This is a genomic window from Citrobacter europaeus (genome assembly GCF_037482245.1).
GTDB lineage: Bacteria > Pseudomonadota > Gammaproteobacteria > Enterobacterales > Enterobacteriaceae > Citrobacter > Citrobacter europaeus.
The window spans coordinates 953,675-966,860 of record NZ_CP148084.1 but is presented as its reverse complement, the minus strand read 5'-3'; the positions used below and the strand labels follow the sequence as shown (position 1 = coordinate 966,860).

Annotated in this window: 13 protein-coding genes and 3 tRNA genes; 9 read left to right on the top strand and 7 right to left on the bottom strand. The window is 53.2% G+C overall.

Translation table 11 applies throughout. The features are described from left to right. Window positions 1–86 precede the first annotated feature (86 nt). The 3 genes from fucK to fucR are packed head-to-tail and all read left to right on the top strand — an operon-like array spanning window position 87 to window position 2,715. Complete coding sequence (fucK, locus tag WHR59_RS04570) at window positions 87–1,505, top strand: L-fuculokinase (protein ID WP_338843636.1); 1,419 nt, start codon at window positions 87–89, stop codon at window positions 1,503–1,505. Between the two features lies 1 nt (window position 1,506). Next, window positions 1,507–1,929, top strand: coding sequence for an L-fucose mutarotase (gene fucU, locus WHR59_RS04565; protein ID WP_043017418.1), 423 nt, complete (start codon window positions 1,507–1,509; stop codon window positions 1,927–1,929). 57 nt (window positions 1,930–1,986) lie between these two features. Continuing rightward, window positions 1,987–2,715, top strand: coding sequence for an L-fucose operon activator (gene fucR / locus WHR59_RS04560; protein WP_087051235.1), 729 nt, complete (start codon window positions 1,987–1,989; stop codon window positions 2,713–2,715). 35 nt (window positions 2,716–2,750) lie between these two features. Here fucR and rlmM read toward each other — a convergent pair whose 3' ends face one another. The 4 genes from rlmM to WHR59_RS04540 all read right to left on the bottom strand — a co-directional run bounded on the left by rlmM (window position 2,751) and on the right by WHR59_RS04540 (window position 5,766). Continuing rightward, complete coding sequence (gene rlmM, locus WHR59_RS04555) at window positions 2,751–3,851, bottom strand: 23S rRNA (cytidine(2498)-2'-O)-methyltransferase RlmM (RefSeq protein ID WP_003034040.1); 1,101 nt, start codon at window positions 3,849–3,851, stop codon at window positions 2,751–2,753. Continuing rightward, entirely contained in the window at window positions 3,844–4,239 is a 396-nt protein-coding gene (locus WHR59_RS04550; RefSeq protein WP_005130969.1) for a DUF423 domain-containing protein, read from the bottom strand. The genes rlmM and WHR59_RS04550 overlap by 8 nt, the downstream gene beginning before the upstream one ends. Before the next feature lie 18 nt (window positions 4,240–4,257). Beyond that, window positions 4,258–5,175 carry a glycine cleavage system transcriptional regulator GcvA gene (gcvA, locus tag WHR59_RS04545; RefSeq protein ID WP_043017421.1) on the bottom strand — a complete coding sequence of 306 codons (918 nt, stop codon included), beginning with the start codon at window positions 5,173–5,175 and terminating at the stop codon, window positions 4,258–4,260. 363 nt (window positions 5,176–5,538) lie between these two features. Beyond that, a complete protein-coding gene (locus tag WHR59_RS04540) occupies window positions 5,539–5,766 on the bottom strand; it encodes a YgdI/YgdR family lipoprotein (protein ID WP_016154261.1) in 228 nt (75 codons plus the stop codon). 192 nt (window positions 5,767–5,958) lie between these two features. On the opposite strand from WHR59_RS04540, the gene csdA reads away from it, so the two are divergent. Together csdA and csdE are read left to right on the top strand one after the other, a co-directional pair. Beyond that, window positions 5,959–7,164 carry a cysteine desulfurase CsdA gene (gene csdA, locus WHR59_RS04535; RefSeq protein ID WP_286518641.1) on the top strand — a complete coding sequence of 402 codons (1,206 nt, stop codon included), beginning with the start codon at window positions 5,959–5,961 and terminating at the stop codon, window positions 7,162–7,164. After that, the gene (gene csdE, locus WHR59_RS04530; protein WP_043017423.1) at window positions 7,164–7,610 is read left to right on the top strand and encodes a cysteine desulfurase sulfur acceptor subunit CsdE; all 447 of its coding nucleotides are present in this window, start codon (window positions 7,164–7,166) and stop codon (window positions 7,608–7,610) included. Before csdA ends, csdE begins: the two co-directional genes overlap by 1 nt. A gap of 77 nt (window positions 7,611–7,687) precedes the next feature. Here csdE and tcdA read toward each other — a convergent pair whose 3' ends face one another. Continuing rightward, a complete protein-coding gene (gene tcdA / locus WHR59_RS04525) occupies window positions 7,688–8,494 on the bottom strand; it encodes a tRNA cyclic N6-threonylcarbamoyladenosine(37) synthase TcdA (RefSeq protein WP_047409008.1) in 807 nt (268 codons plus the stop codon). A gap of 134 nt (window positions 8,495–8,628) precedes the next feature. Next, the gene (gene mltA, locus WHR59_RS04520; protein WP_003034021.1) at window positions 8,629–9,726 is read right to left on the bottom strand and encodes a murein transglycosylase A; all 1,098 of its coding nucleotides are present in this window, start codon (window positions 9,724–9,726) and stop codon (window positions 8,629–8,631) included. A 205-nt stretch (window positions 9,727–9,931) separates the two neighbouring features. Between mltA and WHR59_RS04515 the strand changes: the two genes are divergently transcribed. From WHR59_RS04515 to WHR59_RS04505, 3 genes are all read left to right on the top strand, one after another. Then, window positions 9,932–10,008, top strand: a tRNA-Met gene (locus WHR59_RS04515). A 48-nt stretch (window positions 10,009–10,056) separates the two neighbouring features. Further along, window positions 10,057–10,133: transfer RNA gene (locus tag WHR59_RS04510), tRNA-Met, on the top strand. 44 nt (window positions 10,134–10,177) lie between these two features. Continuing rightward, a tRNA-Met gene (locus WHR59_RS04505) sits at window positions 10,178–10,254 on the top strand. A 74-nt stretch (window positions 10,255–10,328) separates the two neighbouring features. On the opposite strand, the gene amiC is transcribed toward WHR59_RS04505, so the two are convergent. After that, complete coding sequence (gene amiC, locus WHR59_RS04500) at window positions 10,329–11,582, bottom strand: N-acetylmuramoyl-L-alanine amidase AmiC (RefSeq protein ID WP_043017425.1); 1,254 nt, start codon at window positions 11,580–11,582, stop codon at window positions 10,329–10,331. 234 nt (window positions 11,583–11,816) lie between these two features. Here amiC and argA point away from each other — a divergent pair, with 234 nt between their 5' ends. Next, on the top strand, window positions 11,817–13,148 hold the full coding sequence (gene argA / locus WHR59_RS04495; RefSeq protein WP_043017426.1) for an amino-acid N-acetyltransferase: 1,332 nt from the start codon (window positions 11,817–11,819) through the stop codon (window positions 13,146–13,148). Window positions 13,149–13,186: the final 38 nt, after the last annotated feature.

Below are 13,186 nucleotides of genomic sequence, written 5' to 3'. Positions count from 1 at the left end.
CGCAAGCTTACCGGGCCTACAGGAGCACAACGTGTAGGCCGGATAAGGCGTTTACGCCGCCATCCGGCAACGTCTCGGGAGCAATTATGAAACAAGAGGTTATCCTGGTCCTTGACTGCGGCGCGACCAACGTGCGGGCAATCGCCGTTGACCGACAGGGAAAGATTGTCGCCCGCGCAGCGACCCCGAATGCCAGCGACACCGCAACAGAAAATAGTAGCTGGCATCAATGGTCGCTGGAGGCCATTCTGCAACGCTTCGCCGAATGCTGTCAGAGACTCAAAACGCAGCTGGCCGCCTGCCATATCCGCGGGATCGCCGTCACCACCTTCGGCGTAGACGGCGCGTTGGTTGATAAAACCGGCAAGCAACTGTATCCGGTAATAAGTTGGAAATGCCCACGCACCGCAGCGGTAATGGAAACTATCCACCGCTATATGTCACCGCAGCAGTTGCAGGAAATCTCCGGCGTCGGCGCGTTTAGCTTTAATACGCTGTATAAACTGGTGTGGCTCAAAGAAAACCATCCGCAATTACTGGAACAGGCGCATGCCTGGCTATTTATCTCATCGCTTATCAACCACCGATTAACCGGCGAGTTCACCACCGATATCACCATGGCGGGCACCAGCCAGATGCTGGATATCCGCCAGCGCGATTTTAGTCATGACATTTTGCAAGCAACAGGCATACCGCGTCGTCTGTTCCCACGCCTGGTAGAGGCTGGCGAACAGATTGGGATTCTGCAGCCAGAGGCCGCCAGCCAGCTCGGGCTTGCGTCGGGTATTCCGGTCATTTCTGCCGGACACGACACGCAGTTTGCGCTATTCGGCGCAGGGGCGCAGCCCGATGAACCAGTGCTCTCTTCCGGCACATGGGAGATTCTGATGGTGCGCAGTTCACAGGTAGATACCTCCCAGCTCAGCCATTATGCGGGTTCCACCTGTGAACTGGATAGCCAGGCAGGACTGAAAAACCCCGGCATGCAGTGGCTGGCTTCCGGTGTACTCGAGTGGGTACGTAAGCTGCTGTGGACTGCCGACACCCCCTGGCAGACGCTGATTGATGAAGCTTTGGCTATTCCCGCAGGTGCCGAAGGGGTGAAGATGCACTGCGACTTGTTGGCCTGTCAGGATGCGGGCTGGCGAGGGGTTACGCTCAATACCACCCGCGGGCACTTTTATCGCGCCGCGCTGGAAGCGCTCACAGAACAGTTGCAGCGAAATCTGCACACGCTGGAAACAATCGGTCATTTTCAGGCCACGGAACTGCTATTGGTTGGCGGAGGAAGCCGCAACGCATTGTGGAATCAGATCAAAGCGAATGTACTCGGGATCCCTGTCAAAGTGCTGGATGATGCCGAAACCACCGTGGCCGGGGCCGCGATGTTTGCCTGGTCAGGCATCGGGGAATTTACCTCTCCCGAACAGGCACGCGCGCAGGTGTGCTACCAGTACCGTTACTTCTATCCGCAAACCGAATCCGAACTGACAGGAGTCGTGTAACATGCTCAAAACGATATCTCCCTTAATTTCCCCAGATCTACTGAAGGTGCTGGCTGAAATGGGACACGGTGATGAGATTATCTTTTCCGATGCCCACTTCCCGGCCCACAGCATGGGACCGCAGGTCATTCGCGCAGATGGTCTACTGGTCAGCGATCTGCTGCAGGCGATTATTCCACTGTTTGAACTGGACAGCTACGCCCCACCACTGGTGATGATGGCCGCTGTTGAAGGCGACACCCTCGATCCTGATGTCGAGTCACGTTATCGTCAGGCGCTTTCACTACAAACCCCCTGCCCGGATATCACACGTATTGACCGCTATGCCTTCTATGACCGCGCGCAACAGGCGTTTGCGATCGTTATCACAGGAGAGCGGGCAAAGTACGGGAATATTCTATTAAAAAAAGGGGTAACGCCGTAATCTCTGGTCTGAATGCCCGTCAGCTACGGGCATTCATCAAAAGATAAGGATCAGAACATGAAAGCGGCGCGCCAGCAGGCAATTGTAGATCTACTTACTCACCACAAAAGTCTGACAACCGAAGCCCTTTCTTTGCAGCTTAACGTCAGCAGAGAGACCATCCGCCGCGATCTCAGTGAGTTACAAGCCCAGGGAAAAGTGTTGCGTAATCACGGGCGGGCCAAAGTGATTCACCGGGAAGATCAGGACAGCGGCGACCCGTTTCATATGCGGCTCAAAAGCCATTATGCCCACAAAGCACATATTGCCCGCGAAGCGCTGGCATGGATCGAAGAAGGTATGGTGATAGCCTTAGACGCCAGCTCAACCTGCTGGTATCTGGCGCGACAGTTACCGGACATCAACATTCACGTTTTTACCAACAGCCAGCCCATCTGCCAGGAATTGGCTAAACGTGAACACATTCAGCTTATCAGCTCCGGCGGTCGCCTCGAGCGTAAATACGGATGCTACGTTAACCCCTCGCTTATCTCGCAGCTCAAACCACTCGACATCGACCTGTTTATTTTTTCCTGCGAAGGGATCGACCGCGACGGCGCGCTCTGGGACTCAAATGCGACCAACGCCGACTTCAAGTCCATCTTGCTTAAGCGTGCAGCGCAATCATTATTGCTGATTGATAAAAGCAAATTTAATCGTTCGGGGGAGGCCCGGATTGGGCATCTGGATGATGTGACGCATATTGTTTCGGATACGCCGCTGATTGAAACAATTCAGGCCGAATAAGGCGGTTATGCCTTGATCCGGCCTTCAATTTTATCTTATCGCTCGTCGCGACGACCGCCGACGGCAGCCCACAGGCGACGTACATGCACGGTCACTTCTTCACGGTCATGATACAGCTGACGCGCCTGAATCTGGGCATTTACGCCATGCTCGTCAAGCTGCGCCTGAATGTAAGCCAGATTTTGCGACACTTCTTCGTAGCGTTTTTTCATCGGCAGCTTGAGGTTGAAGATAGTCTCACGACACCAGCCGTTGACCAGCCACTGCGCCATCAGGGCGGCAACCTTCGCGGGCTTCTCCACCATGTCGCAAACCATCCACGAAATGTTGTTACGATTCGGGCGATACTTAAATCCGTCTTCGCGCAGCCATGTAACCTGTCCGGTATCCATCAGGCTTTGCGCCATCGGACCATTATCCACGGAATAAACCCACATGTTGCGTTTAACCAGTTGATAGGTCCAACCGCCGGGGCATGCGCCTAAATCCACCGCATACATTCCGTTAGCCAGACGCTCATCCCATTCATCAGCTGGGATAAACACGTGCAGCGCTTCTTCCAGCTTCAGCGTTGAACGGCTTGGCGCATCGGCCGGGAACTTCAGACGTGGAATACCCATGTAGAACGGGGAGTTATTGTCAGGCCAGGAATAGCCTGTATAGCAACAGCCAGGAGCGATAAAGAAAACGTGAACCACTGGACGTTTTGGCGTTTCATACTTTGCCAGCACGCCAGCTTCACGCAGCGCCGCGCGCAGCGGTACGGTAAATTTACGGCAAAATTTGACCAGCTCTTTGCTTTCATTGGTGTCAGCAACTTCGACACGCAGATCGCCGCCTTTTTCCACCACGCCCTGCAACATGCCGACAATTGGCGTAATACGGTCTTCCGGCGGTAAATATTGCAGCAGCTCGCCTACCACAAACATCTGGCGGGCAAAAATCAGCGAGCTAAACGGCAACTCTTTCACTAGCTTTTCGGCATCGTCCTGCTGATAGCATTCGAAGATGACGTAACCCGCATTGTCTTTCACGCGGGCAAAACCGAAGATTTCCCGGCGTCCTGCTTTATCCGTAATTTCTGCGGCGCACTCTTTTTCAAAACCCGGGCGACACAACAATACTACCTTATTCATGGCTAACGCCCTTACGTTTCAATCTAATAGCGCCCACTAACATCAGCGCCCAGCCCACAAGGAAGCTGAAACCACCAACGGGGGTAACAAACGCCCACAGGCGTAAATGAGAGAGCGCGAGGCAATAGAGGCTGCCGCTAAACAGCACCGTTCCCAATGCCAGAAACACGCTACTCCAGTAAAACCAAATGCTAATACGTCGCTGCATGGCGACGGCCAGACCAAAGATAGCCAACGTATGAAACGCCTGATACTCAAGGCCAGTCTGGATCCACCCCATCTCAACGACACCGAGGGTTTTACTCAGAACATGTGCCCCAAAGGCTCCCAACGCCACAAAGATAAAGCCACTTATGGCGGCAAAAATCAGCATAAAACGGCTGGTCATGTGAATACCCTACGTAAATTATTGTTCATAACGAAAGCGGAATTTTTCTTGTTCCGTGGCCGCTTTCGCCAGAATCCACTGACGGAAGGCGGCTATTTTACCCAGTTCTGCCTGACTGTCATGACAAACCAGATAAAATGCGTTTTTGCTGACCAGAACATCGTTAAACGGACAAACCAGACGTCCGGCTTCAATTTCGGATTGCGCCATGACGTTATTCGCCAGCGCAACCCCCTGTCCATGGATAGCAGCCTGTAGCACCATGGCGCTATGGCTGAAGATAGGTCCCTGCTGTACGTTGATATGATTCAGGCCAAGCTGACGCGTATAGGCTTGCCAGTCACGACGCGACGCATCGTGCAATAATGTGTGCTTAGCCAGGTCATCAGGCGCCTTCAGCGGTTTATCACCGGTCAATAATAGCGGCGAGCAGACCGGCAATAAATATTCAGCGTACAATTTTTCAACGCGTAGACCCGGCCAGTTGCCGCGTCCGTAGAAAATCGCCACATCAACATCGTCAGCCAGTTTGTCTTCCTGACGGTCCACCGCCTGGATCCTGACATCGATTCCCGGATAAGCTGAGTTAAAGCTAGAGAGTCTGGGCACCAGCCACTGGATCGCAAAACTGGGCAATAAACTAACGGTGAGCGCACCTTTTGCGCTGCGAGCCTGAAGCTTACGCGTCGCGTCGGTTAATTGCGAAAAAATCTCTTTGATGTCGAGGAAGTAACTTTGGCCTTCTTCCGTTAACAGCAAAGATCGATTGCGTCGACGAAACAGCTTTAGCCCCAGGAAATCCTCAAGAGACTTGATTTGATGACTTACTGCGGCCTGCGTCACAAAAAGCTCTTCTGCTGCGCGAGTAAAGCTCAAATGACGCGCTGCAGCATCAAAAACACGCAACGCATTTAAGGGTGGTAATCGTTTTGACATGACTTTTAGGCTTTGATGTTAAATGAATTTAACAATTATCTAACAGGCTGTAACCTATTAGTTTTTTTTATCTGAGCCATTATAAATTGTCCGTTGAGGTTCTACCAGCAAATACCTATAGTGGCGGCACTTCCTGAAGCCGGAACGAAAAGTTTTATCGGAATGCGTGTTCTGGTGGGCTTTTGGCTTACGGTTGTGATGTTGTGTTGTTGTGTTTGCAATTGGTCTGCGATTCAGACCATGGTAGCAAGGCTACCCTTTTTCACTTCCTGTACATTTACCCTGTCTGTCCATAGTGATTAATGTAGCACCGCCAACTTGCGGTGCTTTTTTTTGTCCGACTCTTTGTCGATGGACGACCGGTTAGTTATCCAGTTCTACCATCTCTTTCACATCGGTACGGTTAATCTGCTGTTTGTTGCCGTTAGCGTCTTTATACGAAATCATCCCCGTTTCATTATCAGTCTGTGGCTTACCATCAGACACGATTGATCGACCATCGTTGGTGTGCATCACGTAATTCGAACCGGAACAGGCGCTCAGGGCAAAAGTCAGCATACAAGCAGAGATAATTGCGGCAGTCTTTTTCATCTTCTTCTCCTTAAAGCGATTTATGCTATTAAAAATACACTCCGTAACAGGCAAAATTGCTCGCCTAACGCTAATTAGCATAAGACACTGCGCGGACTTTGCCAGGATATCCAGAGTATTCCGATGGTTAGCACAACTCTTGTATCAGCGCCATTTTTGCGCCACGATCGGTTTACTGAACTGAGGAATACCATGAACGCTTTTAACCCCGCGCAGTTTCGCGCCCAATTTCCCGCACTCAACGATGCTGGCGTTTATCTCGACAGCGCTGCTACGGCGCTGAAGCCGCAGGCGGTGATTGAAGCTACCCACCAGTTTTATAGCCTGAGCGCCGGGAACGTCCATCGCAGCCAGTTTGCCGAAGCACAACGCCTGACCGCACGCTATGAAGCCGCGCGGGGAAAAGTCGCAAGTCTGATTAATGCGCCGGATGACAAAACAATCGTCTGGACCCGCGGCACGACCGAGGCGATTAATATAGTTGCCCAAAGCTATGCGCGACCGCGCTTACAACCGGGCGATGAGATTATCGTTAGCGTGGCAGAACATCACGCCAACCTCGTGCCCTGGCTGATGGTGGCGGAGCAAACGGGAGCTAAGGTAGTCCGACTGCCGCTCAATGCCCATTTATTGCCAGATGTTGAAAACCTCGCGCAACTCATTACTCCCCGCAGCCGCATTCTGGCGCTCGGGCAGATGTCGAACGTCACCGGCGGTTGCCCGGATCTGGCCCGCGCCATCACGCTCGCCCATGCGGCTGACATGGTGGTGATGGTTGATGGCGCCCAGGGTATTGTCCATTTCCCTGCTGACGTACAGCAGTTAGATATTGATTTCTATGCATTCTCGGGCCACAAACTGTATGGCCCGACCGGCATTGGCGTGCTGTACGGTAAACCTGAACTACTGGAAGCGATGTCTCCCTGGCTCGGCGGCGGCAAGATGATTAGTGAAGTCAGTTTTGATGGTTTCACCCCCCAGGCAGCGCCATGGAAGCTGGAGGCCGGTACGCCTAACGTTGCTGGCGTTATCGGGCTGAGCGCGGCGCTCGAATGGCTGGCGGACGTCGACGTTGCGCAGGCCGAAAACTGGAGCCGGGGTCTGGCGACGCTGGCAGAAGATGCGCTGGCAAAACGCCCCGGCTTTCGTTCCTTCCGCTGCCAGGATTCCAGTCTGCTAGCCTTTGATTTCGCTGGTGTTCATCACAGTGACATGGTCACTCTGCTGGCCGAATATGGCATTGCGCTACGCGCAGGGCAACATTGTGCGCAACCGCTGCTGGCAGAACTGGGCGTATCCGGGACGCTACGCGCCTCATTTGCACCTTATAATACCCAAAGTGATGTGGATGCGCTGGTCACAGCCGTGGACCGCGCGCTGGAAATATTGGTGGATTAATGACAAGCCCTCTGTTCGCCGGACACCCGTTTGGCACAACCGTAACCGAAGAGACGTTACGCAATACCTTTATCCCGCTCACTCAGTGGGAGGATAAATATCGCCAGCTGATTCTGCTGGGTAAGCAGTTGCCGGCGCTTCCGGATACGCTAAAAGCACAGGCCAAAGAAATTGCGGGCTGCGAAAACCGCGTCTGGTTGGGACATACCCTTCATGAGAATGGCACTCTGCATTTCTTCGGCGACAGCGAAGGTCGCATAGTACGCGGGCTGTTGGCGGTATTACTCACGGCGGTCGAAGGTAAAACCGCAGCCGAGTTACTGGCGCACTCGCCCATGGCATTATTTGACGAACTGGGTTTACGCGCGCAGCTTAGCGCCTCGCGTAGCCAGGGCCTGCATGCTCTTAACGAAGCTATTCTTGAGGCTGCTCAGAAAGCCGAATGACGGCGCTGATGTGTCTTATCCGGCCTACAACACCGCACGAACCGTAGGTCGGATAAGCACAGCGCTATCCGACACTATCAGAGTTGGCGCGCCGCTTTCGCCATCATCTTCTTCAGCGCATGTGAGACGGCAACAAAGCCAAAGGTGGCGGTCACCATAGTGGCTGCGCCAAATCCGGACGCGCAATCCATACGTTTTGGCCCTTCCGCCGTCGCTTTCATCGCACATACCGAGCCATCTGCCTGCGGGTAAACCAGCGCTTCGGTCGAGAACACACAGTCCACACCCAGTTTGCCTTTGCTGTTTTTCACTACGCCAAAATCGCTTTTCAGCCGCTCACGTAGCTTAGCCGCCAGCGGATCCTGAATGGTTTTTGCCAAATCAACGACCTGAATCTGCGTCGGGTCGATCTGCCCGCCAGCACCGCCGGTAGTCACCAGCGGAATTTTATTACGCCGACAATAAGCAATCAGTGCCGCTTTTGGGCGCACGCTATCAATCGCATCAATGACATACGAAAATCCCGCACTCATATACTCAGCAACGTTTTCTGGCGTAACAAAATCATCGACCACGCTAACACGGCACTCCGGGTTAATCTGGCGGATACGTTCTGCCATCACTTCAGCTTTTGCCAGGCCGACGTTATCGCGCAGAGCATGGATCTGGCGGTTAGTATTGGTGACGCACACATCATCCATATCGATAAGTGTAATGGCACCAATGCCGGTACGCGCCAGCGCTTCCGCCGCCCATGACCCCACTCCGCCAATTCCAACCACACAAACATGCGATTGGGCAAACAGCTGCAACGCATTTTCGCCATACAGACGCGCCGTACCGCCAAAACGCTGGCGCCAGGCATCACTGATTACCACAGACATAGAACCTCAAATATAGAAAACAAAAAGAGCGGACAAATACCGCCCTTGATGACTGCATCACTGCCTGATGGCGGCTACGCCTTATCAGGCCTACTCAATAATGTAGGCCGGATAAGCGAAGCGCCATCCGGCAATTAACCGCTAAAAACGTTACCCGCACCCGGCGCTGTTTTCAGTACCCATACGCGACCGTAGTGATTATACCACCCGGCACGGTGTCCGGCGTCAGCCCCAATGCCCTGGTAGATATCGAAGTGTTGCCCTTTAATCGCCCCACCCACATCTAACGCCACCATCAGACGCAGTTCGTACTGACCAGTAAACTTGCCGTTGTTGTCCAGTAACGGAACTTCCGCCAGTAACGTTGTGCCCGCAGGAATGATACTACGGTCAGAAGCCACGGATGCACGGCCAATCAACGGTACCGCGCTGGCCCCTTTTACCGGAGCAAAAGATTGCGGTTTAAAGAAGACAAACGATGGGTTCTGCTCCAGCAGCTCACGCACTTCGGCCTCGCTGTGCGTTTCTCCCCAGTGGCGAATGGCCTGCATCGACATATCTTCTTTTTTCACTTCGCCACGGTCGATAAGCACTTTGCCGATACTGCGATAGGCGTGGCCGTTTTTCCCGGAATAGCTAAAGAAGTTGAGTGGGCTGCCATCGCCAAAATCGATGTAACCACTGCCCTGAACATCCATAATGAAGTTATCCATCAGGGAGTTGCTGTACGCCAGAATGTAATTATCGCTTAGCGCGCCAGCGTAGATCTCGGCACGAGAGGGTAAGCGCCCACGTTTTGGCGGCATACGATAGATAGGATACTGAAACTCGCCCTGACGCGTATGGCGCGCCTGAATCACCGGCGTGTAGTAACCGGTAAACTGGACGTTACCGTAATTGTCCGCCCCTTCCATTTGCCAGGCATCAATACCAAACTGGCGCATACTGCGCGTATCACCGCCCGCGCGTAGCCATTGCTGGATAGCGTTGTAGACGTTGCTCTGGTTACCGTACAAACGCGGCGAAGCGCTGCGAATTTGATTAACCTGCTCGGCGAAATCACCGGCATTGATTGGTGCGCCAACCGCATCAGGCTGGTTCACCAGTGAGAAAGGCTGGGTAAATTTCCCGTCTTTATACTGCTGCCCACGATCGGTGGGTTTTGAGGAACACGCGGCGAGCATCGCGACTACTGCTCCCGCCAGAAGATATTTTGCCCAACGTCCTTTCATTGTTCTCGTCTTATGTTGCCTGAATGCGAGACGAAGATAACAAACCCCCGTACCTAATGAAATGCGTATACATACCCCGACGCAAATTTTGAGCAAAAAATAATCCAGAATGCGTTGTTTTTGTTCATTTTCACCCTAAAAACGTGATCAAGGTGAAAAAAGGGTTGCATGAAAATGCGAGCAGAGTATAGTGCGCATCCACGGACGCGGGGTGGAGCAGCCTGGTAGCTCGTCGGGCTCATAACCCGAAGGTCGTCAGTTCAAATCTGGCCCCCGCAACCAATTAAAATCAGAAGCAGTAACGTTACTCGATGGAAGAGTAATGACGGACGCGGGGTGGAGCAGCCTGGTAGCTCGTCGGGCTCATAACCCGAAGGTCGTCGGTTCAAATCCGGCCCCCGCAACCAATTAAAATCTGATGCAAGTTTACTCGATGAAGAGTAAAGACGGACGCGGGGTGGAGCAGCCTGGTAGCTCGTCGGGCTCATAACCCGAAGGTCGTCGGTTCAAATCCGGCCCCCGCAACCAACACATTAAACACCTTAACGGGTGTTTTTTTGTTTCTGTTGCCCATAAAAAAAGCGCTTTTCAGCGCTTTTTTGTTATCCCCTTCTCGCCAGCGTCGCCCCATCGGCAAAGTAGGCTTTAATCCCCGCCAGAATCGACTCTGCAACTTCCTGCTGGAAGGTCGCCGTTTTGAGTTTACGCTCTTCCTCAACGTTACTGATAAATGCCGTTTCTACCAGAATGGATGGGATATCCGGCGCTTTTAGCACCGCAAACCCGGCCTGTTCAACCTGATTTTTATGTAGGTTATTGATTTTTCCAAGCTTGTTCAATACCGCTTTACCAAACTTCAGGCTGTCGGCGATGGTCAGCGATTGCACCATGTCGAACATGGTGTGGTCGACATAACGGTCACCGCTTTTGCTGACGCCACCGATGAGATCCGAGGCGTTCTGGGTCTGCGCCAGATATTTCGCGGCGGTACTGGTGGCGCCTTTGGTTGAGAGCGCAAACACCGACGAACCGCTGGGCTGTCTGCTGGTAAATGCATCGGCGTGAATAGAGACAAACAGGTCTGCACGCTGCTTCTGCGCTTTCGCCACGCGGACTTTAAGCGGAATGAAGATATCTTCATTTCGCGTCATAAAGACCTTCATGTTGCCCTCTTTCTCTATGAGGGCTCGCAGGCGGCGGGCAATCTGCAGTACCACATCTTTTTCACGCGTCTTGTATTTCCCCACCGCACCGGAATCCTCTCCGCCGTGGCCAGGGTCCAGCATAATGACAATCGGACGATCGCGCCCCGCTTTACCAGGCTGCGGGCCACTTTGCGCAGGCGGCACCTGTTTATCCAGATCGCCCTTGTTGTAATCTTCCAGCAACGCCAGCAACGGATCCTGAACATCCTGGGCATTCGCAGGATAGAGATCCATCACCAGACGTTCTTTAAAGCCAGCCACCGGAGCCAGCGCAAAAAGTTGCGGCTTCACGTTCTGTTTCAGCTCGAACACCATCCGCACGGTCTGTGGGTCAAACTGCCCAACACGCGCCGACTTAATATACGGATCGTCAGGACGGATCTGCGTACCAATGCCCTTAAGCACCGAGTTCAAGTTAACGCCTTCAATATCCACAACCACACGCTCAGGATTACTCAGGGCAAACTGTTTGTATTTCAGCAGACGGTTAGATTCTACCGTGACACGGGTATAGCTGGACGCAGGCCAGACACGAACGGCAACGACCTGACTCACGGCAGCCAGACCGACCTGGCTGACGCTCAAAAGCCACATAGCACCCGCACCTTTCAGTAAACGGCGGCGACTGATTGCTGAATTGGATCCCGACATGCTTCTCCCGAGCAAAAGAAATCTTTATTGAGGTAATACGTAAAACGTCCGAATTGACCGGAAACTTTAGCGAATGACGCATAATCTGTCATCTATAAAAGGGTAAACATTCTTTTTATATTCACGGCATTACTGAGATAAATCTTCGGGATGGGTAAAAATTACGCTTGCGCACAGCGCCAAAACAGAATAAAAATACACAAATTACGAATAATCATGCAATGAGGGTGTGCCGTGGTGAAGGAGCGTAGAACCGAACTGGTACAGGGATTCCGCCATTCTGTTCCCTATATCAATACCCATCGGGGAAAAACGTTTGTCATTATGCTGGGCGGCGAAGCCATCGAGCATGAAAACTTTTCCAGTATCGTCAATGACATTGGTCTTCTTCATAGCCTCGGCATCCGCCTCGTCGTGGTCTATGGCGCACGACCGCAGATTGATGCCAACCTTGCGGCGCATCATCATGAACCGGTGTACCACAAAAATACGCGCGTTACCGACGCTAAAACGCTCGAGCTGGTCAAACAGGCTGCGGGATTACTTCAGCTTGATATTACCGCCCGCCTGTCGATGAGCCTGAATAATACGCCACTGCAAGGTGCACACATCAACGTGGTCAGCGGTAATTTTATTATCTCTCAGCCGCTGGGCGTTGATGACGGCGTAGATTACTGCCATAGCGGGCGTATTCGTCGTATTGATGAAGATGCCATTCACCGCCAGTTAGACAGCGGCGCGATTGTGCTGTTGGGGCCGGTCGCCGTTTCCGTCACCGGTGAGAGCTTTAACCTGACGTCAGAAGAGGTCGCCACACAGTTGGCTATCAAACTGAAGGCGGAGAAAATGATCGGGTTTTGCTCGTCTCAGGGCGTCACCAACGATGATGGCGATATTATTTCCGAGCTGTTTCCTAACGAAGCCCAGGCTCGCGTTGAGTTGCAGGAAGAGAAAGGCGATTACAGCTCCGGCACGGTGCGCTTCCTGCGCGGGGCGGTGAAAGCCTGCCGCAGTGGCGTACGCCGCTGCCATCTGATCAGCTATCAGGAAGATGGCGCCTTGCTGCAGGAACTGTTCTCCCGCGACGGGATCGGTACACAGATCGTAATGGAAAGCGCCGAGCAGATCCGTCGCGCCACCATTAACGATATCGGCGGGATTCTTGAGCTGATCCGCCCGCTGGAGCAGCAGGGTATTCTGGTCCGCCGCTCACGCGAGCAGTTGGAAATGGAGATCGACAAATTCACGATTATTCAGCGTGATAACCTGACCATCGCCTGCGCCGCTCTGTATCCTTTCCCGGAAGAGAGAATTGGCGAGATGGCGTGCGTGGCGGTGCATCCGGACTACCGTAGTTCGTCGCGCGGGGAAGTGTTGCTGGAACGGATCGCCGCGCAAGCCCGGCAAATGGGGCTAAGCAAGCTGTTTGTGCTGACCACGCGCAGCATCCACTGGTTCCAGGAGCGCGGTTTCACGCCGGTGGATATCGACCTGCTGCCGGAAAGCAAGAAAGAGATGTACAACTATCAGCGGCGGTCAAAAGTGCTGATGGCGGATTTGGGGTAAGAGTCGTTGCCGGATGCGGCATAACTGCCTTATCCGGC